Consider the following 21,263-nt stretch of genomic DNA (forward strand, 5'->3'; position numbering starts at 1 on the left):
TCCAAACTGGAAACTCGATGCAACAGACTCTGAAAACCCTGATGCTGACTGCAGGCCTGCTGGCCTCGCCCTTGATTAACGCAAACACAAGCGAACAGACAACAGAAGCCCTGTATCAACAACACTGCGCAAGCTGCCATGGCAGCGACAGACTTGGCGGCATGGGCCCGGCCTTGCTGCCGGACAATCTCTCTCGCCTGAAAAAAGACCAGGCTGAGGACGCCATTCGCAACGGCCGGCCCGCCACTCAAATGCTTGGGTTCGCCGACGTGCTGAACGAGGGATCCATTACCGCTCTGGCTGAATATATCTATCAGCCACCAGAGCAGGAGCCCGTATGGGGCAAAAGCGAAATTGCCGCCAGCCACCTGCTGCCTCACCCGGCGGGCTCGCTCCCTGACAAGCCGGCTTATGAAGCCGACATGATGAACCTGTTCCTCGTAGTGGAGATCGGCGACCACCACGTGACTCTGCTCGACGGCGATAGCATGGAACCCATCCATCGTTTTGCCAGCCGCTATGCCCTGCACGGTGGCCCAAAGTACAGCCCCGATGGCCGCTATGTATACTTCGGCTCACGGGATGGCTGGATTACCAAATACGACCTCTACAACCTCAAAGTAGTCGCAGAAATCCGCGCTGGCATCAACATGCGTAACATTGCTGTCTCCGCTGATGGTGGCCACATAATGGCGGCCAACTACCTGCCCCACACGCTGGTGCTGTTCGATGCAGACAACCTTGACCTGCTGGAAATCATCCCCGTTGAGAACGATGCAAAAGAAAGCTCTCGGGTAAGCGCCGTTTACGCCGCTCCACCCCGGAATAGCTTTATCGCTGCGCTGAAAGACATTCCGGAAGCCTGGGAGATCACCGTAGAAAACGACAAAGCCAAAGTGCGCAGAATGCAAACCGATACCTGGCTTGATGACTTTTTCTTCGACCCGGGTTACCAGCATCTCATTGGTGCAGCCCGCGATGGCAAGCACGGTTTGGTAATCAACATGGACACCGGCAAAACCACCGCCGACCTGCCCCTGCCTGGCATGCCTCACTTGGGCTCCGGCATTACCTGGGACTATCAGGGCACCCGGGTAATGGCCACTCCGCACTTCCGCTCCAGCGCTGTTTCCATCATCGACATGGACACCTGGAAGGTAATCAAAACTCTGGAAACGGCAGGCCCCGGCTTCTTCATGCGCAGCCACGAAAACTCACGCTACGCATGGGTAGACGTCTTCTTCGGGCCAAACAAAGACAAAGTTCATGTGATCGACAAACAAACTCTGGAGATCGTAAAAACCCTCCAGCCAGCTCCCGGCAAAGTAGCGGCACATGTTGAGTTCGACCGCTACGGTAAAAAACTGCTGCTGAGCATCTGGGACGAAGACGGAGCCGTTATTGTCTATGACGCCGAAACCCTGGAGGAAGAAAAGCGAATCCCGATGAACAAGCCATCGGGAAAGTACAACGTATGGAACAAAATCAACTACGAGGAAGGCACCAGCCACTAGGTTAGAGGCATCAGCTGAGCCGGCTCAGGTTTTCAGCCGGCTCAGTTCGCTATCGAGTATTTTAACTTCTTCATCAAGGGACTCGCCGCTGCTCCGCGCCTGATGGGCGAGCTCGCGCAGATCGCTGGCTGCATCACCAATGGCCGTCAGATTGCGGTTAATTTCCTCGCTGACCGAACTTTGCTCTTCGGCTGCAGTCGCCACCTGGGTAACATGCTCCACGATGGTTCCAATACGATCGACTACGGCTGCCAGCGAGTGGCCTGCCTCACGGGTCCCATCGACGGCCATGCTGGCGCGGTCAACACCAGCATCGATGACAGAAACTGTCTGGCGTACCTCCTGCTGCAGACCCTCAATCATCTGGCTGATTTCATCGGTTGACTCCCGGGTACGTGATGCCAGGGTGCGGACTTCATCTGCTACCACAGCAAATCCCCGGCCTTGCTCGCCAGCCCGGGCAGCCTCAATGGCGGCATTAAGTGCCAAGAGGTTAGTCTGTTCAGCAATGCCCCGAATCACTTCAAGAATACGGTTAATCTCATCACTGCGATTGGCAACATGGCCAATCGCCTCACTGGCCTCGCCCATATCGCTGGCCAGGGCACTAACCCCCTCAACGGCAGAACCAAGCGTAGCCTGAGTAAAGCCAATTCCATCCCGAGCCTGGCGGGCGTTTTCGGCAGACTCACTGGCAAAGCCCGCAACCTCACTGGCCGCTGCTGACATTTCATTCATTGCAGCAACCACGCTATCCACCTCACGGTGTTGCCGTTCGGTATTTTCCTCTGTCTCCCGTGCAACAGTACCAACATCTGATGCCTGCTGGTGCACACGAGCATTCACGGCCTTAAGATCATTGATCATCTCCCGCAGGCGCGAAGTGAAGGCATTAAAGCCGCTGGCAAGCTCAATCAATTCAGCATGGGTATCAATATCAAGCTCATGGGTGAGGTCACCTTCGGCACTGCTAAGGTTATTCATCCGGTCACGAATTTCATCCAACGGCCGGGTTACCGAGCGCACCATCACGATCAGCATCAATACCGATAATACTGATACGACAATGCCCACCAGCAACTGTCGCTGGGCTGTTGCTGAAACCTCAGCTGAGAGCAGTGCGGTGATCTCTGTGAGTTCTGCCAATGCTGCAGCTCTTGGCAACTCGATCAGCAAAGACCACTCTTTGCCAGTATCGGCGACCCGAACCGGGTAAGAAACGGCCAAGGTTTCGCCATCATCATAACGACCATCCGTGCGGTGCAACTCGGCCATTTGCCCCGCCAACCCGGGCATTACCTCCGCCAGAGGCCTGGCCAGAGCATTGCCATAATGGCTCGCTGCCACTATCAGGCCCCTCTCGCTCAGCAGAGTGACTCGCGACTGCCCACCGTAAAGCTGCTCACTTACTGTTTTCACAGTTTCCTGCAATGTATCAAGATTGATATCTACACCCACAACACCGGCAAAGTTGCCGCCTGCCATCACGGGCACCACCAGCGTGGTGACGAGCTTGGTGTAGCCGTCTTCGATCTGGTAATTGTATGGCTCCATAATGCAGCTGGACTTCGTTTCCATCGGGCAGAAATACCACTCTGCTTCACGCAAGCCAAACTCGTTCAATGTGTCGTCATACTTCTCGTTGGGATCATCAACCTGCTCAAGCTTGATATCCCCCATACGGTCACGAAAATAGTAGATTTCCAATGTGCCTATATCTGTACTGTGCTCCTCAACCCCCCCGGTGAAATAGCGATCTTGGCCATCGTACCCGTCAGGCTCAAACTGGGCGTAGATTGTGCTCAGGTCCTCCTCTGCAATCAGCACCGAACGCACGGCATCAGACAGTGCACTGCGGCTGATCCGGTCGGAGTTATCCGCCGCTATATTTTCCTCGATTATGTTTCTCACCACCCCCGGCACTTTGAACGCTGAATTGAACTTGCCACTCACCTGCTCGCCATACTCACCTGCCGTTGCTAACAGGCGGTCCATTACTATCCCCTGCACCAGTGTGCCGGTTTCCAGGGCCAGGCGGTTCTCCATTTGACGGAGTGACAACTGCGCAGTCATCACCATGCTGATACCCATTAGCAGCAGCAAGCCAATGACCAGAGCATACAGCTTGATCTTGAGGGGGAGCTTTTTCATATTTCCAACGCCTTTCGGAGGTTCGACAATCAACCGGTGCAGTGCAATCGATCATGCCTATTATAGTAGATACTGACGACAGACAGGTCGGCTGCCAGTAAAGTAGTGGATTTGCGGTAACAGGGTGTCACCCCGAGATGCTTGCTTATCGAGTGAATGAAAAAGCCTTAATGATTTAAGTCATTTCCTGTAGCCTCTCTCTGTTAGGATAATTGACACATATTCCAATGGCGACTACGCAATGATCCGCAACACAAATCCAAAACTGTCCTCCTCCCCCTGCATGCTTGGAGAAAGTAATCCAGACATCGTTCAGTACGGGACAGCGCCGCAGTCAACGGCCTTGCTCAACGGTCTGAGCCGAGTGTTCGGGATACGTGTAACCGAAAAGCAGGACACCCCTGAGGCCAGGTTTTTGAGTGACCTCACGCGATTGTTTCATCAGCGCCGAGTCGACGCCGAAGCACAAATGGAAAAGCATGACACCCCTTGGGCCAACGTATACCTGATTCAGCACGGCATCATGCGCCTGTTCAGAGAAGCGCCCAGTGGCAAGGTAGCGATACACCACTTTTTTACTGAAGGCGATATGGTCTGGCCTGTGTTTGGCCGCAGTCGCACAGTGCGCAACACCCTTTGCCTCACCACTGTCACACCAGCCACCGTATGGGTCGCCGACTTTGCAGCTTTCCGAGCTGCAATTCACTCTCACGGTGACGGAATCTGGCCAAAGTTCGCAATGGCACTCACAGAAGAACTGGCAGAGCTTGCCAGCATGCGGGAGTTCCGCAAGCACACCATGTCGGCCAAAGAGCGCTATCAATTACTACTCGAAGAGTACCCGGAGCTGGTAAAGCGCGTGCCAGACAACCAGCTTGCCTCATGGCTGGGCGTTGTACCTGCAACCTTCTCCCGGCTTAAAACCGGTGCCATAAAATACTGACGGCCAGCTCACAAAACCGCTACCGTCAGTCATTGCGTACAGGTGTACGCTGAAGTACCGTGTTGCGACGATACAACACGGACTTTGCCCCAATGAATACGCCACAACTCCCCTGCCAACCTGCCCATAAACGGATAGAGGAATGGCTGAACAGCGCCACTCACAGTATTGGCGCATTGCTCAGCGTCATAGGCACCATCGCACTGATCATTGGCGCCACGCAGTTACACGACACCTGGAAAATTGTCAGCTTCAGCATATTCGGCGCATCCTTGATTCTATTGTATATGGCCTCCGCCCTATACCATGGCGCACGCCGGCCTGAGCTGAAAAAAGCCTTCAAAACCCTCGACCACTGCGCCATTTTCCTGCTGATTGCGGGCACCTATACCCCATTTCTTCTGGTAAACATGCGCGGAACCGTCGGCTGGACACTGTTTGCAATAATATGGTCGCTGGCCATTACCGGCGTGGTCTTGAAAGTCATCTTTGCCAATCGCTTCAAGCTGGTGCGGGTGGGCATCTACATCGCCATGGGTTGGCTCATCACGTTTGCCTCCTCAGATCTGGTGGCAAGCCTGAACGAAACCGCACTAACCCTCACTATTGCTGGCGGCATTGTTTACACCGCTGGTGTTGCCTTTTACCTGGCCGATCGCATTCCCTATATGCATGCGGTTTGGCACCTGTTCGTAATCGGCGGCAGTGCCTGTCATTTCAGTGCCATTTATTTTGGTGTACTTCCTTACGCTACATGATGGCAGCGATTAATAAGCGTGCTACTCTTCTGATGCATTGAATCCACATTCATTTATGTCGATTATCTCAAAGCCCAGACAACCGCGGGTCAACGGGTAATCACAGAACAAAGCAATCAGAACAAAAAGGTGCGTGAGTGAAATTCAACAAGCTACTGATCGCCAACCGTGGCGAAGTCGCCATTCGAATCGCCAGAGCAGCCGGGGACATGGGGCTGGAGTGTGTTGCTGTCTACTCTGAAGACGACAGCGAATCCCTGCATATCCAGCATGCGAATCAGGCTATCAAGCTGCCCGGTAAAGGTGCTAGAGCCTATCTGGATATTGAGGCGATCATAGCAGCCGCGATTGAGGCAGGAGCCGATGCCCTGCACCCTGGGCATGGCTTTTTGAGCGAGAATCCGGAACTGGCCCGCCGCTGCGTGCAACAAGGCATTACGTTTATCGGCCCGGATGCCAGCACGCTTGAACAGCTTGGGGATAAGGCAGCAGCACGGCACCTTGCCCAGAGTTGTGGCGTGCCCATTACACCCGGCACTCAAGGCCGCACCTCTCTCGAGGAGGTTAAAGCGTTCATTGCCAACCAAAATGGCAATGCCTCAGCTGTGATCAAAGCCATATCCGGCGGCGGTGGCCGGGGCATGCGCATTGTTCAGCCCGGCGATGATATTGAAGCCAATTTCCACGCCTGTGCCCGTGAAGCCAAAGCCGCTTTCGGCGACGACGATCTGTACGTTGAACAACTCATTGAGCGGGCCCGCCATATCGAAGTGCAGGTGTTGGGCGATGGCCTTGGAAACGCCGTACACCTATGGGAGCGTGAGTGCAGCCTGCAGCGGCGCAACCAGAAGCTGATTGAAATTGCTCCCAGCCCCACGCTTTCCGAAGCCACCCGAAATCGACTTCTGGAAGCGGCTTTACGCCTGGCACAGGAAGTAAACTACGCAGGCCTTGGTACCTTTGAATTTCTGGTGGACGCAAACGGCTCTGACTTCTACTTCATGGAGGCCAACCCCAGGCTTCAGGTAGAACACACCATTACCGAAGAAATCACCGGAATTGATCTGGTTCAGGCGCAGATTGCTGTGCTTGGCGGAGCCAGCCTCCAGAGTCTTCAGCTACAACAAGCCGATATCCCTGCACCAAACGGATTTGCCATTCAGTGTCGTATCAACATGGAGTCCCTGGACGCCAGTGGCGCCACCCGCCCAAGCGGCGGCACGCTGAGTGTGTTCGAACCACCCGGCGGCCCGGGTGTGCGGGTCGACACTTACGGCTACAACGGGTACACCACCAACCCTAATTTCGACTCCCTGTTAGCCAAGGTTATCGTGCACAGCCGCTCACAGGATTACGCCCATTCGGTAAGAAAAGCCTACCGGGCACTGTGCCAGTTCAGGGTTGAAGGTGTCAGAACAAACATCAGTTTCTTGCAGGCTTTGTTGTCGCAATCCGATGTTGCGGATAACCGCGTGTATACCCGTTATGTGGACGACCAGATGGCGGCGCTGGTTGCCAAGTGCGAGCAGGAGCATCCTCGCCTGTTTTCCACCACAGGACCTGCACAAAAAACCGAGAGCACCACGCCCGGAACAGAGGCGCCGGAAGGTACAGAGGCTGCCTCAGCTCCCATGCAGGGGCAATTAATCAAGTCTCTGGTGGCGGTAGGTGAAAGCGTACACAAAGGCCAAACCCTCGCCATTATTGAAGCCATGAAAATGGAGCATGAAATACAAGCGTCTGTTTCAGGCAGTGTTCATAGTCTTCCACTTGAACATGGCGACTACGTGAGCGAAGGCCAGGCAATTGCCTATATCGAGCCTGGCGAGGGAACCCAAAACACAGAAACGACCGAGAAAGCGGTCGACCTGAACCACATACGCCCGGATCTGGCAGAGTCCTTTGAGCGTCACCGGTTGACTCAGGATGAAGCCCGCCCGGAGGTAATGGCCAAGCGCCACAAGCGGGGCATGCTGTCGGCACGGGAAAACGTCGCCAATATCTGCGACCCGGGCAGTTTCATGGAATACGGTGCCCTCACCTTCGCCGCCCAGCGCAAGCGTCGGTCAGCCGAAGAGTTGATGCAATCGACACCGGCCGACGGTTTGGTAACGGGCGTGGGCGCGGTGAACGGTGACAGTTTCAGCGAAGATCAGGCTCGCTGTGCGGTGCTGGCTTATGATTACACTGTACTTGCCGGCACCCAGGGCACCATGAACCACCGGAAGACTGACCGGATTCTGCATGTCGCGGAAGAGCAACATCTACCGGTAATATTCTTCACTGAAGGTGGAGGTGGCCGCCCCGGTGATACCGATGATGCAACCCTGATCGCTGGCCTGCACACTCCCAGCTTTCTGCAATACGCCAGGTTAAGCGCTTTGGCGCCACGCATTGCCATAGTGTCTGGCCGCTGCTTTGCCGGGAACGCGGTGTTCGCCGGCTCCAGTGACCTGCTGATTGCCACCCGCAACGCAAGCCTGGGCATGGCAGGCCCCGCAATGATCGAAGGTGGTGGCCTGGGTGTATTTGCGCCAGAAGATGTTGGCCCCATGTCTGTGCAGGTAGCCAACGGTGTAGTGGATTGTCTGGTAGAGAACGAGCAAGAGGCCGCTCAGGTAGCCCGCAAGCTCATGTCCTATTTCCAGGGGGCCACCCCCGATTGGCGATGCGACGACCAACGCCTGCTGCGCTCAAGCATTCCGGAAAACCGCCTGCGCTCCTACGACATTCGTGCATTGATTCGCACCTTGGCCGATACCGACAGCTACCTTGAGCTAAGGCCAGATTTCGCCTCGGGCATGGTCACCGCCTTTGCCCGCATTGAAGGCCGCCCCGTAGGAATCATGGCCAACGACCCGAGACACCTTGGCGGCGCCATTGATGCCAATGGTTCAGACAAAGCCGCACGGTTTATGCAGCTGTGCGATGCCTTCGATGTGCCGCTGGTAAGCCTGTGCGACACCCCGGGCTTCATGGTCGGGCCAGAGGCCGAGAAATCCGGACTGGTTCGTCATACCAGCCGCCTGTTTGTGACGGCAGCCAGCCTGCAGATTCCCGTGTTCACCGTTGTGCTGCGCAAAGGCTATGGGCTTGGCGCTATGGGCATGGCCGCAGGCTCCTTCCACAACCCTTTCTTCACCGTGGCTTGGCCCACCGGGGAGTTTGGAGGCATGGGGCTGGAAGGTGCAGTACGCCTGGGGTACAAGAATGAACTTGCGAAGGCTGGCGACGAGGCCGCGCAAAAAGCTCTATTTGATAAGCTGGTCGCCAAGCACTATGAGCAGGGTAAAGCCCTGAGCATGGCGGTATCGCTGGAAATTGACGCGGTAATTGACCCCCTCGAAACCCGAAGCTGGATTATTCGGGGGCTCAAGTCTGCGAAGAAAGCGGGGCCAAGGCAGGGCCGGCGCAGGCCGATGATCGATACCTGGTAAGCACATTTTTGCAGGAACAAGGAAAGCAACAATGACAAAAACACTGGAGACACCTGAGCAAAAGCCTTCTGAAGACAAGCCGTTCAGGTATTTCATGCAGGTTCGGTATAGCGAATGCGACGCTCAGCTTGTGGTTTTCAATGCCCGCTACGGGGATTACATTGAACTGGCAGCCACTGAGTTCCTGTACATTGTGGGCGCTGAGTTGCCAGATCTGGAGAGCAGTTTTGACTATCAGGTGGTCAAGCTGACCATTGAATGGCAGGCTCCGGCTCGCTATCGCGACACCCTGGAAATATCAGTCAACGTCACCCATGTGGGCAACACGTCGTTTGAGCTAACCACGGAGTTTCGAAATGCGAAGACCGGGCAGTTCCTTGCCAAGGGCGAACTGATCGGGGTTGCCGTTAATCCGCAAAACGTCGAGAAGATGTCGATTCCCGACACCATGAAGCACGAAATGATAAATGGAGCACGAGGAAAGTTTGTTGACCACGCGGGGCTTTTTACAGCCCCACAGGCCAAATGATTTACCGCGGCTGAATCAATATGCCCAAACCAGCGCCATCAATACTCCCCATGCCAGCAGGGACGCTGCCATTACGGTGTAGGCAACGGACATACTGATAACATCGCCAGGACTGCGGTGGCACAAGGATCTCATGCCCTGATACACAAGGGTGCAGGACAGTGCCATTGCAACCAGCACTGCCAGCACACTAACCATAACCACAGGCACAAGTAGCGCCAGTGACGATAGCCATAGTGGCAAGGGCGCAATCGCCGCAAGCAAATAGGCGTCGTTGTAACTGATTTCCAGCTTATGACCTTCAACCACACTGTGTATCAGCCAGCCCATCACAAAAAAAGTCAGTAGCTCCGCCAGAAAGAGAATGGTGGTAATAAAGCGCCATTCCTTGTCTCCGAAGCCGGCAATGAAGTCGTTGCCGTAGTGAGTGCCAGCGTAATACAACATCACAGGCGGTATGAGCGACATGGGCACAACAACAAACCAGGCAAGAACTGGTATGGAGATCTGCCTATCCTGAAGTTCAGCCCACCCCCCATTGCTGGAAAACGGGAGTTTTAACAGGTTTGAAACATTCATGGTGAACCTCCTTGCTCTCGAGTGGGCGGAGTTGCCTCACGGGACAGCTTTTGCAATATTATGATGGCTTTTACTTATTCTTTTTAGGCGCCTTTCCCTGAACCGTCAATTAGCCGGGATGACCTTGAACAACTCAACTAACATACGAAAACACAAGTCTCAGGCCTTCTGGTTGTTTTTCCCGGCGGCAAGCTTACTGGCTGCACTTGCCGTTCCGCTGACTGTGTGGGCAGTTTGGTCAAGTACTGGCTGGCCCGCTGGATTGCTTGGTTCCGGGCATGGCCATGAATTAATTTTCGGCTTTGCTCTGGCGCTGGTTGCGGGTTACACACTGGGTCCACAGTCTGCCACTCTGCTTTATCCGCTGTTTGGTCTGTGGTTGGCTGCAAGGCTGAGCTGGATTTTCCAGCCTCACAGCCTTCTGGCTGAGATTTTGGGCCCTGCATTCGCTCTATTGCTTGCCTGGCACGTGGTGCCTCGCTTCAGCGCTGCGAAAAAATGGCGAAACAAAATGGTCGGGCCGCTGATTCTGCTGATCTGCCTGCTGGCGCTCGCATTCTGGTTTTCTTCCTCCCTGTATTCCCCGATCGCGGCCTGGTTACCTGGCCCAATCCCGCTTATGCAATCCGCCATTGTTGGGCTGCTGTTGTTAATGACCTTCATGGGAGGGCGACTCATTGCACCAGCGGTTGCAGGCACCTTGGAGAAAAAGGGCATACCTCTGGAGGCGCGGGTTCAACCGCGAATTGAGGGTTTATTAATCCTCGTACTGGGGAGTTCCATTTTTCTCATGGCATTTCCAGCCGCAAATCTGCTAACCGGCAGTTTGCTCATTGCTGCTGCCGCGCTGATCGCCATTCGCACCTTGCGCTGGAAGCTTTGGTACTGCCTTGAACGCGCTGATTTACTGGTTTTGGCCCTGGGTTACATGTGGCTAGCCATTGGCGCTCTATGCACAGGCATTGCTCTCATGCAGGGCTGGTTGCCAGCAGCCGCCCTGCACCTGATTACTATTGGGGCACTGGGAACCTTGTCTACAAGCATAATGCTTCGGCTGGCCTGGCAAAGAAGCCACCGAAAACCGCCGCCCGCCAGCGAGGTTTTCCCTATTGCGGCACTTCTGGCTATCGCCGCCATTAGCCGCTTTATTGCAGGCAGCTCCCCCTTTAGTGCGCCAACACTGCTTTGGCTATCTGCCGGCACTTGGGCGCTGGCTTATCTATGGATCACCCTCAGGCTCCTGTTTCTTGCAAAACATTCCAAAAACCGCAGGAAATGAATGGCTACCTCTCCTGCGCTTTTGCCCGAAATGGCTACCTACTTGGTGATATCACCGCTGTATCCACATGATTTATATAGATTAATAACGCCAATTCCAGCATCGGGCATCAAGCGTCCCGGCACACCTCGCTGCCAAATTTTTTTCCTTGACTAATATCATGATTAGTCAGGTGCATCACTTTGCACAATGGTAACAAGAAGCCCGCAAACCGCGCCCCATGCGGCACCGGGCAGGCTAACCGAGGAGTATTCTTATGGCTAAAACCAACGCCGACATCGAGCACTGGGATGTCGAAAATGATGAATTCTGGGAAAAGGAAGGCAAACGTATTGCCTCCCGTAACCTGTGGATATCCATACCCAGTCTGTTGATGGGCTTTGCCGTCTGGCTGATGTGGGGAATGATCACAACCCAGATGAAAAACCTGGGCTTTGACTTCACCATTGAACAGCTTTTCACTCTTTCGGCGATTGCCGGCTTGTCCGGTGCTACTCTGCGGATCCCGGCATCGTTCATGATCAAGATTGCCGGTGGCCGCAACACCATCTTTCTGACCACTGCGCTGCTCATGATACCCGCTGCGGGCACCGGTATTGCACTGATGAATCCCGATACTCCATTCATCGTGTTCCAGGCTCTTGCCCTGCTCTCGGGCATCGGTGGCGGCAACTTTGCCTGCTCTATGAGCAACATCAGCTCCTTCTACCCCAAAAGCAAGCAAGGCTATGGTCTTGGCATGAATGCGGGCCTCGGTAACTTTGGCGTTACCACCATGCAGGTTCTGATCCCTTTGGTGATGACAGTCGGCATATTCGGAGTCCTGGCCGGCGACCCTATGCAACTGCAAAGTCCAAGCGGAACCCTCATCGGCCGTATTGAAGCCGGCACCGACACCTGGATCCAGAACGCCGGCTTTATCTGGCTGGTATTCCTCATTCCCCTGGCCTTTGCCGGCTGGTTTGGCATGAACAACCTCAAGGTCGTTACCCCTAACCCGGGCAACCCTGTGTCTGCCTTCAGCAAAATACTTGGTCTCTACGGTGTGGGCATTCTCACCTCGGTAATCGGTGTCTGGGCCCTCACAGTAATGAACATGTGGCTGGCCCTGCCGCTAACCATCATTCTGACTGTGGTTCTTCTGCGTCTGATCCCCGGCGACATCAAGCCCAACATCAAGAACCAGTTTGCCATTTTCAGCAACAAGCACACCTGGTCGATGACCGTGCTGTACATTCTGACCTTTGGCTCGTTCATTGGCTTCTCTGCTGCGCTGCCACTGTCTATAGGCGTTATCTTCGGCAACATGATGGAAGTGGCTGCCGACGGCACTGTAACCCGCGTTGTTAACCCGAATGCACCGAGCGCACTGACCTGGGCCTGGATGGGACCCTTTGTAGGCGCTCTGATTCGCCCTGTAGGTGGCTGGATTTCCGACAAGTTCGGTGGCTCTATCGTTACCCAGATCATCTCGGTGGTAATGGTGGTGGCCTCTGTAGCGACTGGCTATGTGATGATGCTGGCCTACAACTCCACCGACCCCAACAGCTACTTTGCCCTGTTCCTGATCCTGTTCATTGTGATGTTCGCGGCCAGCGGCATCGGCAACGGCTCTACCTTCCGCAGCATTGGTTATATCTTTAACCAGCAGCAGAAGGGCCCGGTACTTGGCTGGACCAGCGCCATAGCCGCCTACGGTGCCTTTATTGCGCCCAAGCTGCTAGGTCAGCAGATTCAGGCGGGCACTCCGGAAGTGGCTATGTACGGGTTCGCAGTGTTCTACGCTTTGTGCCTGGTCGTTAACTGGTGGTTCTACCTGCGCAAAGGCGCATACATCAAGAACCCTTAAAGCGCCCAGCTAAACCGCAGACAAAAAAAGCCCGCCGAGGATATCCCCGGCGGGCTTTTTAGTGTGGCTGGAATGCTTTAACTATCCAAAGACATCAGCCTGCAGCCAACACACCGCCTACAACAGCAACCACTCCACCCAATGCACGGGTAACACGGTTATCGGCCTTCAACATCAAGGTTCCCAAACCACGCCCCACAAAGGTAATCGCCAGAGTAGCCACAACGAAGCCGGCCATGTATGCCACCAAACTGGAGCCTGCAGCCATTTCAGTGCCGTGCGCATAACCGTGGGTGATCATGAACAGAGCAACCAAAGCGCCCCCGACAACCGTTGGCAGTTTTGCCATGGTGGCAATCAGCACTCCGGCCAGGAGCACCGACATGGCAATGCCGGTTTCCACACCCACCAGGCTAACACCACCCCAGGCGATAGCTGCGCCCAACACCATGCCTCCCACTACAAATAACGGTATTGCGTTTTTCATGACCCGGTTCTGTCGAACGCTCCAGAAACCAATGGCGGCCATGGCCAACAAATGGTCTATGCCCAACATCGGGTGCAACAACCCGCTGAGAAAACCGCCATGGGTGTGGCCAGCCTCACCCGGGTGCGCCACAGCGAGGGTAGCAGTCAACATCAAACCAACGGTCATCAGCAACTTGGTTATTCTGGTCATAGTACTCTCCGTCTATTCTCTGCGTTTATTGTCAGGCTTGTGTACACTCAGGCGGTATCGGTGAGTTTTTCAGGTCGACGTTCGGGCAGCATGCCCTGTTTCAGAATGAAGCTGATTATCTCTTCAAGGCCAACACCGTCGTACAGATTGGTGAATACGAAGGGACGATCACCTCGCATTTTTCTGGAATCCCGCTCCATCACATCCAGCGAAGCATGCACGTATTCAGCAATGTCGATCTTGTTGATGATCAGCAGGTCTGACTTGGTAATGCCGGGGCCGCCTTTTCGGGGAATTTTGTCGCCAGCCGCAACATCGATAACGTACAGGGTCAAATCCGACAGCTCCGGGCTGAACGTTGCTGCAAGGTTATCTCCGCCAGATTCCACCAACACAAGCTCCAGGTTTGGATGGCGCGCCTGGAGATCATCAATGGCTGCTAGGTTCATGGACGCATCCTCACGGATAGCCGTGTGCGGGCAGCCTCCTGTTTCCACTCCTAAAATGCGATCCGCAGGCAGAGCCTCGTGTTTAAGTAGGAAGTCGGCATCTTCACGGGTGTAGATGTCGTTGGTAACTACTGCTATGTCGTAGTGATCTTTCAAAGCACTGCATAACTGCCGCAACAGGGCCGTTTTCCCGGAACCCACCGGCCCACCAACACCTACTCGTAAACAATGTTTCATCGTTGTTTGTCCCTCTGTGTACTCAAAGCCGTCAGCTTCGGAATAGTCTTGAATATTGGGTTTCATGCTGGGCACTGCCAAGCGCTAGCCCCGGCAGAATTGGGCCCATTTGTTCGTCAGGTAGCGACAATGCGGTTTCAACCGCAGTCACAAGCTTCGGACGTAGCTGTTCGTTCAGGCGTTGCGCTGCAGTGTGCCCCAAAGGCATTGCCTTACAGGCAACGGCGAGCTGATTTTCAAGCCACCCCCACACAAACCCGAGCATGCTATGGCGCACTGGCACTTGTCGCTGGAAAGCCGTCCAGGCAAACACCGTCACGTAATCCGGCTGTTCCGGCAGCTGGTCAGCCTGCGGCTCAAGCTTCAAACTGGTCAGCAGGCGAAGCAATGCCAGCCCTAACCGCGTTCCTTCGTCACTCAATTCGGCGGTTTCCCGGCTGGCATGCAACCAATCGTTCCAGTATGCAAGTCCGCGGCTATCACCCTTGGCCCAACAGTTGTGTAGCCTGCATAACACCGGCAACTCGCACCGGCTCAAGCCATCCTCAAGAACGCCTTCCAACCACTCGCCCAACTCCTCTTCGTTTCGAACCCACCCCATTTCAAAGGCGCTTTCCAGGCCTTGCGACCAGGCGAAAGCTCCTATCGGTAAAGCCGGGCTGACCAGTTGCATCAACCCAAGCAACGCCAAGTCGCTCGGCACGGTGGGCTGGCTGTCAGTGTGCATGGTTATGCTCTTCATCATGGCTATGACCATGGGAATGGTCGTGACGGTGAGAATGGCTATGGGAGTGCCCGTGACCATGTGAGTGCTCGCGCCCCGCATGGGCATAAGCACCGGACTCAGGATCAAAGGGCGCCAGATGGTGCTCCAGGCTTGCCCCCAACAGCTGGGCCAGCTCTTCCAGCACGTGATCTGGCGGAAACCTGACCCAGTGGCGCCCGTCTGCCTCAACACCCAGGGCAAGCGTTACATGGCGGTTGCCAAGGTGGTAGCACAGACGCGCCAAAGGCAATCCATTTTCAATATAGGCGGTTGTGACCGACTCATCAGCAGCACAAACACGAACTGTCTCGCCACCACTGGAGCGCAACAGATCTCCATGACGCAGCACAGGACCACGATCAAGGAATAATCCCACGTCGCGCCCCTTATCGGTCTTGGCCCGTAACCGACCCCGGATGCGTAATTCGTATGGCAGGGTCAGAGTGTCGTAGATCTCTCCTTCAGAACTGCCATCCAGCCTTTGTGTTAACTCAAGCATTTTGATGTCCTTACAAACGGTTAAAACAGGTGATAGCGCTGAGCCAGTGGCACTTCTGTGAGGGGTTCACAGGTCAGTAACTCGCCGTCTGCATGAACTTCATAAGTTTGCGGATCAACCGTCAGTTTTGGGCAGGCGCTATTCAACTTCATATCACTCTTGCGCATCTGGCGGACGTTTTTAACAGCCACCAGCGGGCTCTTCAGACCCAGTTTTTCTTCCAGCCCTGTGTTCATTGCCGCCTGGCTTACAAAGGTCATTCGGGTGGCTGCGGCCGCCCTGCCCAAAGCCCCAAACATGCGCCGGTAATGCACGGGTTGTGGCGTGGAGATGGCAGCGTTGGGATCGCCCATGGCCGCGCCTGCAATCATGCCGCCCTTGAGGATGATCGATGGCTTAACGCCGAAGAAGGCGGGCTTCCAAAGCACAAGGTCCGCCAACTTACCCACTTCCACAGAGCCAACCTCATGGCCAACACCGTGAGTAATGGCTGGGTTGATGGTGTATTTGGCGATATAACGCTTCACTCGAAAATTATCGGTACCGCGTTCCTGATCCTCCGGCAGCAAGCCTCGCTGAACCCGCATTTTGTGGGCGGTTTGCCAGGTGCGGCAGACCACTTCACCAATGCGACCCATAGCCTGGGAGTCTGACGAGATCATGGAGATCACGCCGATGTCGTGGAGAATATCTTCAGCGGCGATGGTTTCACGACGAATACGGGAATCCGCAAAAGCCACGTCTTCCGGGATGTTGGGGTCCAGGTTATGACACTCCATCAACATGTCGAGATGCTCATCAACAGTGTTGATGGTATATGGCCGGGTCGGGTTGGTAGACGACGGCAGCACGTTAGGCAGGCTGCAGGCAACGATAATGTCGGGCGCGTGGCCACCGCCTGCACCTTCTGTGTGGTAAGTGTGAATACAACGGTCTTTGAAGGCAGCCAGGGTGTCCTCGACAAAACCGGACTCGTTCAGGCTGTCGGCATGGATGGCAATCTGTATATCGTAGCGATCCGCTACATCCAGTGCATTGCTGATCGAGGCCGGCGCAGCGCCCCAATCCTCATGGATTTTCAGGCTCATGGCTCCGGCTTTCACCTGCTGCTCCAGCGCTTCTGGCGTACTGGCGCTGCCTTTACCGAGAAAACCTATATTGATAGGCAGATCATCCACCGCCTGCATCATTTTACCCAAGTGCCATGGGCCAGGAGTGTGGGTGGTCGCAACGGAACCCGTTGCCGGCCCGGTACCGCCGCCAATCATGGTGGTAAGACCGCTCATCAAGGCCTCATCAACCTGCTGCGGGCAAATATAGTGAACGTGAGTGTCGACAGCGCCCGCGGTAAGTATCTGGCCTTCTCCGGCGATGATTTCAGTGCCGGCACCAATAACTATGTCAATATCGGGCTGGGTGTCGGGGTTACCGGCTTTGCCGATGGCGGCAATGCGACCGTTTTTCAGCCCCACATCGGCCTTAACTATGCCCCACCAATCAATAACAACCGCATTGGTGATCACTGTATCCATTACGGCATCATCACAGCGCTGGCTTTGGCCCATGCCATCGCGAATAACCTTTCCGCCACCGAACATCACCTCTTCGCCGTAATGGGTGTGATCCTTTTCGATTTCGATCCACAGCTCCGTATCACCCAGGCGAATACGGTCGCCGGTGGTAGGGCCGTACATGTCTGAATAAGCTTGCCGGGAAATCTTCATGATTTTGCTCCCTCGTTCGGGTTCTTATCCAAAGGGCCCATCACTTCGCCACGAAAACCGTAGATGCGGCGCAAACCTACATAGGGTATCAATGTCACTTCGCGGGTCTGGCCAGGTTCAAAACGAATCGCTGTACCCGCTGCGATGGCGAGGCGATAGCCGTATGCTTTTTTTCGGTCCAGACGTAAAGCGGGGTTGGTTTCTGCAAAGTGATAATGGGAGCCGACCTGTATTGGGCGGTCGCCGGTGTTGGCGACGCTCATAGAAATACTTTCCCGCCCCACGCACAGCTCAATGTCTTCGCTCTTCAACTGATATTCACCAGGAATCATGGCGTGCCTCCTCAGACAATGGGGTTATGGACGGTGACCAGTTTGGTACCGTCGGGGAAGGTTGCTTCTACCTGAACGGACTGAACCATCTCGGCAACGCCTTCCATCACATCGTCACGGGTCAGTATTTCGCGGCCGGCACTCATCATATCCGCCACAGTACGACCTTCGCGGGCACCTTCCATAATGGCGCAACTGATCAGCGCGACTGATTCCGGGTAGTTTAATTTGAGGCCTTTTTCCTTGCGGCGCTCAGCAAGCAGGCCAGCGGTAAACAACAGCAGTTTGTCTTTATCTCTTGGTGCTAATTCCATCACTAACTCCGTTGTTGTCGATATTATTGTGTTAGTGGCCTGTACCCGTACGACAGCTTCAGCATGAGCAGTCAGGTCAGCCAGATCCTCGGTACAATAGCCTTGTGGCCTGTAAGGCGCGGCCGGAGCAGATCCCGCGCCTGCTGAAACAGATCCCACACCTGATTACGCTCAGTGCCCAGATAGCGCAGCAAAATCACTCCGCGACGACAGGTAACAGCCCAGTGACTGGACGCCTGCATGTGCTCTCTCAGCGCTTGAACAGCTTCTTCAGGATCGCTCAGCCCTACCGCCCACATGGTGGCGTGAACCGTGGCGCCGCCTTGGCCCCATTTGCCGGTAAACCGCGGATGGCCAGGATCAATGCGTTGGCGTTCCAGCCACAGCGGCCGGCCATTTCGGGTGAGTTTAAAGCCTTGCTCCAGATAGCCGCTTGCAAACGGCAATTCGCTCGCCGGGCGACCAAGGCCGAGAATCTCCCAGCCCAGGCATTTGGCGTTGTCTTGCAGATCAATAATGAGAGTTTGCTCACCTCGGGAGCCATCAAAAGCCAGAGTTTCCTGGGGCAGCCACTCCAACGTCCCACCATTAGCCACTTTAAGCTGGGTGTGCTGGCTCCAGGCGACACCGTTGCTGTCGGCTCTATAAAGTTTGTTCGCGGCGGGTGTAGTTAACAGGGTGTGAGCCCCCTCCCCGACATTGACATCTATATTGAGCGAATCCCCACTGGCTACGCCGCCTGGCGGGTGTAAAAGATAAACGTGGCAGCAGCCATCACGTCCTTCAGGATAAAACGGCCGTTGAACCCGCAGGGGGCCATAGTGGCGAGCTGTCGTCATGCGGGTGATGCTGACATCACCGTCTGCGCGGGCACAGAACCCCAGTGTGAGGGAGGCGGCCCAGTGGCGACTGGCATCAAAACGATGCCCGGAATCCACCACAGCCCCTTGTTTCAGAGGCATAAAAGATAGAGTCGTCATGCTATCCAATCCTTGTTATGAAGCCAGTGCGACGACGTCCACTGGTTTTTAGCCACCTTTCAATGTGTGCATAGGCATCATTTCAAGTTAGCAGAAGGATTTTGAACGTCCACTTGCGGGGGAGCTATCAACCAAAAAAAAGCCCACCGAGATCACTCCCGGCGGGCTTTGGTGCTGATTACAACTTTACTGAGTTACTGCCTCAACAGGTTACGCCTTGCCCATTGCTGCCTGGCGCTGGCGCTCCTCCTCTTCGATCTGAAGATCTACAGAAGACACATCGTACTCTTCAGCAAAGCCAGACTCAGGCTCCTTCAACCACATCAAGCAAAGTACCCAGCTGATAAAGGCGCCACCTGCAATGATGAAGAAGAACTGATTAGGCGTTACGAAGGTGAAGATAGTCAGGTAGACCACAGCCCCTACGTTGCCATATGCACCCGCCATTCCCGATATCTGCCCGGTTAAGCGGCGCTTGATTGACGGGATGATTCCGAAGGTTGCACCCTCTGCACCCTGCACAAAGAATGAAGTGAATACAGTGATACCTACCGCAATGATTAGCGGCCAGCTGGAGTTGAGCAAGCCCATCAGTGCGAAGCCAACGGATATACCCAGCATGTAGCTCAGCATCACGAACCGGCGGTTACCCATGCGGTCTGAAACCATGCCACCCATAGGACGAGCCACCAGGTTTACAAAAGCAAAGGAGGCAGCAACCATACCCGCAGCAGCGGCACTCAGGCTCCAGGTTTCTTCAAAGAACATTGGCAACATGGAAACCACTGCCAGCTCTGCACCAAAGTTGGCAAAGTAGGTACTGTTCAACGCAGCAACGCTGTTAAACGGGTACTTGTCGTCCTCAGGCACACCCTTTTTCAGGATAGGTACGTTTACTCGCAGAATCTGTACGATCTGATAAAGCACGATGGCAACAATGACTGAGTAGGCAATGATCGCACCAGTCACACTCAGGTAGCCCATGTTCTGGATGCGCCAAACAAGGATTGCCAGAACACCAATCAAGGGAATGGTCCACAGAATAAGTTTGACCATGTCACCCCAGGTGCTGACTTCCAGCGCAGTCGCTTTACGCGGCTTGCGGTGTACGGTGCCTGCAGGTCCATCGGTAACAGCAAACCAGTAGTACACGCCGTAAAGCGCCATCACGATAGCGCTCTGGGCAATAGCCCAGCGCCAGCCGTCATCGCCGCCATACATTTGCAGCGCAATAGTAGGTAGAGTCAGTGCTGCAGCAGCAGAACCAAAGTTACCCCAACCAGCGTAGAAACCCTCGGCAAAACCAATGTCCCGGGGTTTGAACCACATGGCGGTCATGTGAATGCCCACCACAAAGCTCGCACCGATGGAGCTGAGCACCAAACGGCTGACCAGCAACTGGGTCATGGTGTCGCCAAAGGCGAAGGTGAGTGCCGGAATCGACATCAGAATCATCAGTATGGAAAACACCCGGCGCGGGCCGAAGCGATCAAGGGCCATGCCCACGAGAATACGAGCAGGAATCGTCAGCGCCACGTTACAAATGGCGAATAGGCGAAGGTCGTCCGGGGTCAGCCAATCGACACTTTTGAGCATGCTGGACGCCAGTGGCGCCATGTTGAACCACACATAAAATGTGATAAAAAATGCTATCCAGGTCAGGTGTAATGCCTTAATCTCTGGATTTTTGAAGTGGAATACGTCTGCAACTCTCATTTCAGCCTCCGGGGGCTTCCAGTTCAGTGCCAGTGGCTTTTAGCGGCTGGGCAGGATAAGTAGCGGGCATTGCACCCGGCGAGCCAGAAACGAGCTGACTTTACCGAATGTCATGTAATCCAACTCATCCACAAAGTAAGTTAGCGAGCGGGCGATCAAGCCGCCGTCAACCTCATCACTGTGGCGAGCGATGATGAGCATGTCGGGCTTAACCTTGCTGTCAGCGGCATATAGCAGCATTTTTCGAGCGTCGCCCTCCAGAAGCAGCGTTTCAGAAGAAACTCCCTCCTTCTCACAAACCCCCTGCGCTTCAAGCAGATGGTTTTTGAGTTCCTCTAACTCCTCCTGAAACATGTCTTCATTGCTGGCCGTGATGTCTCTGGGGTTTTCCGCCACAGCCACCAGGATGATCTGAGGCTTCAGTTCGCGAAACATCGTAATCGTCTGAACCAGCGCCAGCTTCGCGTTCCTGGAGCCGTCGTAGGCAATCATGATTTTCATAGCAGTCTCCGAAGGCAAAAGTGCCAC

19 protein-coding genes are annotated in these 21,263 nt (G+C 54.8%); 7 read left to right on the forward strand and 12 right to left on the reverse strand.

Annotation, left to right across the window (positions count from 1 at the left end; translation table 11 throughout):
• Nucleotides 1-17: 17 nt before the first annotated feature.
• Nucleotides 18-1,514 (forward strand): nitrite reductase, encoded by a 1,497-nt coding sequence (locus FE848_RS11045; protein WP_200202864.1) that lies wholly within the window; start codon nucleotides 18-20, stop codon nucleotides 1,512-1,514.
• 24 nt (nucleotides 1,515-1,538) lie between these two features.
• On the opposite strand, the gene FE848_RS11050 is transcribed toward FE848_RS11045, so the two are convergent.
• On the reverse strand, nucleotides 1,539-3,665 hold the full coding sequence (locus FE848_RS11050) for a methyl-accepting chemotaxis protein (protein WP_200202865.1): 2,127 nt from the start codon (nucleotides 3,663-3,665) through the stop codon (nucleotides 1,539-1,541).
• 241 nt (nucleotides 3,666-3,906) lie between these two features.
• Here FE848_RS11050 and FE848_RS11055 point away from each other — a divergent pair, with 241 nt between their 5' ends.
• The 4 genes from FE848_RS11055 to FE848_RS11070 all read left to right on the forward strand — a co-directional run bounded on the left by FE848_RS11055 (nucleotide 3,907) and on the right by FE848_RS11070 (nucleotide 9,332).
• Nucleotides 3,907-4,608, forward strand: a complete 702-nt coding sequence (locus tag FE848_RS11055) for a Crp/Fnr family transcriptional regulator (protein WP_200202866.1) — start codon at nucleotides 3,907-3,909, stop codon at nucleotides 4,606-4,608.
• Between the two features lie 92 nt (nucleotides 4,609-4,700).
• Nucleotides 4,701-5,366: a PAQR family membrane homeostasis protein TrhA gene (gene trhA / locus FE848_RS11060; RefSeq protein ID WP_200202867.1), complete on the forward strand. Its 666-nt coding sequence runs from the start codon at nucleotides 4,701-4,703 to the stop codon at nucleotides 5,364-5,366.
• Between the two features lie 137 nt (nucleotides 5,367-5,503).
• Nucleotides 5,504-8,803 (forward strand): carboxyl transferase domain-containing protein, encoded by a 3,300-nt coding sequence (locus FE848_RS11065; protein WP_200202868.1) that lies wholly within the window; start codon nucleotides 5,504-5,506, stop codon nucleotides 8,801-8,803.
• Between the two features lie 31 nt (nucleotides 8,804-8,834).
• Nucleotides 8,835-9,332 (forward strand): acyl-CoA thioesterase, encoded by a 498-nt coding sequence (locus tag FE848_RS11070; RefSeq protein WP_200202869.1) that lies wholly within the window; start codon nucleotides 8,835-8,837, stop codon nucleotides 9,330-9,332.
• 15 nt (nucleotides 9,333-9,347) lie between these two features.
• Here the strand turns inward: FE848_RS11070 and FE848_RS11075 are convergent, their stop codons facing one another.
• A complete protein-coding gene (locus tag FE848_RS11075; protein ID WP_200202870.1) occupies nucleotides 9,348-9,911 on the reverse strand; it encodes a Yip1 family protein in 564 nt (187 codons plus the stop codon).
• Nucleotides 9,912-10,029: 118 nt separating this feature from the next.
• Between FE848_RS11075 and FE848_RS11080 the strand changes: the two genes are divergently transcribed.
• Entirely contained in the window at nucleotides 10,030-11,190 is a 1,161-nt protein-coding gene (locus tag FE848_RS11080) for an NnrS family protein (RefSeq protein WP_200202871.1), read from the forward strand.
• Between the two features lie 256 nt (nucleotides 11,191-11,446).
• A complete protein-coding gene (locus FE848_RS11085) occupies nucleotides 11,447-13,039 on the forward strand; it encodes an antiporter (protein ID WP_200202872.1) in 1,593 nt (530 codons plus the stop codon).
• Between the two features lie 94 nt (nucleotides 13,040-13,133).
• Here FE848_RS11085 and FE848_RS11090 read toward each other — a convergent pair whose 3' ends face one another.
• The 10 genes from FE848_RS11090 to FE848_RS11135 form a co-directional block, all read right to left on the reverse strand.
• Nucleotides 13,134-13,718, reverse strand: coding sequence for a HupE/UreJ family protein (locus FE848_RS11090; RefSeq protein WP_200202873.1), 585 nt, complete (start codon nucleotides 13,716-13,718; stop codon nucleotides 13,134-13,136).
• Between the two features lie 47 nt (nucleotides 13,719-13,765).
• Complete coding sequence (gene ureG, locus FE848_RS11095; protein ID WP_200203125.1) at nucleotides 13,766-14,404, reverse strand: urease accessory protein UreG; 639 nt, start codon at nucleotides 14,402-14,404, stop codon at nucleotides 13,766-13,768.
• 31 nt (nucleotides 14,405-14,435) lie between these two features.
• Complete coding sequence (locus FE848_RS11100; protein ID WP_200203127.1) at nucleotides 14,436-15,131, reverse strand: urease accessory protein UreF; 696 nt, start codon at nucleotides 15,129-15,131, stop codon at nucleotides 14,436-14,438.
• A complete protein-coding gene (ureE, locus tag FE848_RS11105) occupies nucleotides 15,121-15,669 on the reverse strand; it encodes an urease accessory protein UreE (RefSeq protein WP_200202874.1) in 549 nt (182 codons plus the stop codon). The genes FE848_RS11100 and ureE overlap by 11 nt, the downstream gene beginning before the upstream one ends.
• A gap of 20 nt (nucleotides 15,670-15,689) precedes the next feature.
• Entirely contained in the window at nucleotides 15,690-17,393 is a 1,704-nt protein-coding gene (ureC, locus tag FE848_RS11110) for an urease subunit alpha (RefSeq protein WP_200202875.1), read from the reverse strand.
• Nucleotides 17,390-17,725 (reverse strand): urease subunit beta, encoded by a 336-nt coding sequence (locus tag FE848_RS11115; protein WP_200202876.1) that lies wholly within the window; start codon nucleotides 17,723-17,725, stop codon nucleotides 17,390-17,392. The genes ureC and FE848_RS11115 overlap by 4 nt, the downstream gene beginning before the upstream one ends.
• An 11-nt stretch (nucleotides 17,726-17,736) precedes the next feature.
• Nucleotides 17,737-18,039, reverse strand: a complete 303-nt coding sequence (gene ureA, locus FE848_RS11120; RefSeq protein ID WP_100638258.1) for an urease subunit gamma — start codon at nucleotides 18,037-18,039, stop codon at nucleotides 17,737-17,739.
• Between the two features lie 71 nt (nucleotides 18,040-18,110).
• Nucleotides 18,111-19,019 (reverse strand): urease accessory protein UreD, encoded by a 909-nt coding sequence (locus tag FE848_RS11125; protein ID WP_200202877.1) that lies wholly within the window; start codon nucleotides 19,017-19,019, stop codon nucleotides 18,111-18,113.
• 210 nt (nucleotides 19,020-19,229) lie between these two features.
• Nucleotides 19,230-20,735, reverse strand: coding sequence for an MFS transporter (locus FE848_RS11130; RefSeq protein WP_200202878.1), 1,506 nt, complete (start codon nucleotides 20,733-20,735; stop codon nucleotides 19,230-19,232).
• Nucleotides 20,736-20,774: 39 nt separating this feature from the next.
• Nucleotides 20,775-21,236, reverse strand: a complete 462-nt coding sequence (locus FE848_RS11135; protein WP_200202879.1) for a universal stress protein — start codon at nucleotides 21,234-21,236, stop codon at nucleotides 20,775-20,777.
• Between the last annotated feature and the right edge of the window lie 27 nt (nucleotides 21,237-21,263).

The organism is Marinobacter sp. 1-3A (assembly GCF_016597775.1).
GTDB classification, from domain to species: Bacteria; Pseudomonadota; Gammaproteobacteria; order Pseudomonadales; family Oleiphilaceae; genus Marinobacter; species Marinobacter xiaoshiensis.

Coding starts and splice junctions, on each gene's coding strand:
- FE848_RS11045 (WP_200202864.1), top strand. CDS start 18: ATGCAACAGACTCTGAAAACCCTGATGCTGACTGCAGGCCTGCTGGCC.
- FE848_RS11050 (WP_200202865.1), bottom strand. CDS start 3,665: ATGAAAAAGCTCCCCCTCAAGATCAAGCTGTATGCTCTGGTCATTGGC.
- FE848_RS11055 (WP_200202866.1), top strand. CDS start 3,907: ATGATCCGCAACACAAATCCAAAACTGTCCTCCTCCCCCTGCATGCTT.
- trhA (WP_200202867.1), top strand. CDS start 4,701: ATGAATACGCCACAACTCCCCTGCCAACCTGCCCATAAACGGATAGAG.
- FE848_RS11070 (WP_200202869.1), top strand. CDS start 8,835: ATGACAAAAACACTGGAGACACCTGAGCAAAAGCCTTCTGAAGACAAG.
- FE848_RS11075 (WP_200202870.1), bottom strand. CDS start 9,911: ATGAATGTTTCAAACCTGTTAAAACTCCCGTTTTCCAGCAATGGGGGG.
- FE848_RS11080 (WP_200202871.1), top strand. CDS start 10,030: ATGACCTTGAACAACTCAACTAACATACGAAAACACAAGTCTCAGGCC.
- FE848_RS11085 (WP_200202872.1), top strand. CDS start 11,447: ATGGCTAAAACCAACGCCGACATCGAGCACTGGGATGTCGAAAATGAT.
- FE848_RS11090 (WP_200202873.1), bottom strand. CDS start 13,718: ATGACCAGAATAACCAAGTTGCTGATGACCGTTGGTTTGATGTTGACT.
- ureG (WP_200203125.1), bottom strand. CDS start 14,404: ATGAAACATTGTTTACGAGTAGGTGTTGGTGGGCCGGTGGGTTCCGGG.
- FE848_RS11100 (WP_200203127.1), bottom strand. CDS start 15,131: ATGCACACTGACAGCCAGCCCACCGTGCCGAGCGACTTGGCGTTGCTT.
- ureE (WP_200202874.1), bottom strand. CDS start 15,669: ATGCTTGAGTTAACACAAAGGCTGGATGGCAGTTCTGAAGGAGAGATC.
- ureC (WP_200202875.1), bottom strand. CDS start 17,393: ATGAAGATTTCCCGGCAAGCTTATTCAGACATGTACGGCCCTACCACC.
- FE848_RS11115 (WP_200202876.1), bottom strand. CDS start 17,725: ATGATTCCTGGTGAATATCAGTTGAAGAGCGAAGACATTGAGCTGTGC.
- ureA (WP_100638258.1), bottom strand. CDS start 18,039: ATGGAATTAGCACCAAGAGATAAAGACAAACTGCTGTTGTTTACCGCT.
- FE848_RS11125 (WP_200202877.1), bottom strand. CDS start 19,019: ATGACGACTCTATCTTTTATGCCTCTGAAACAAGGGGCTGTGGTGGAT.
- FE848_RS11130 (WP_200202878.1), bottom strand. CDS start 20,735: ATGAGAGTTGCAGACGTATTCCACTTCAAAAATCCAGAGATTAAGGCA.
- FE848_RS11135 (WP_200202879.1), bottom strand. CDS start 21,236: ATGAAAATCATGATTGCCTACGACGGCTCCAGGAACGCGAAGCTGGCG.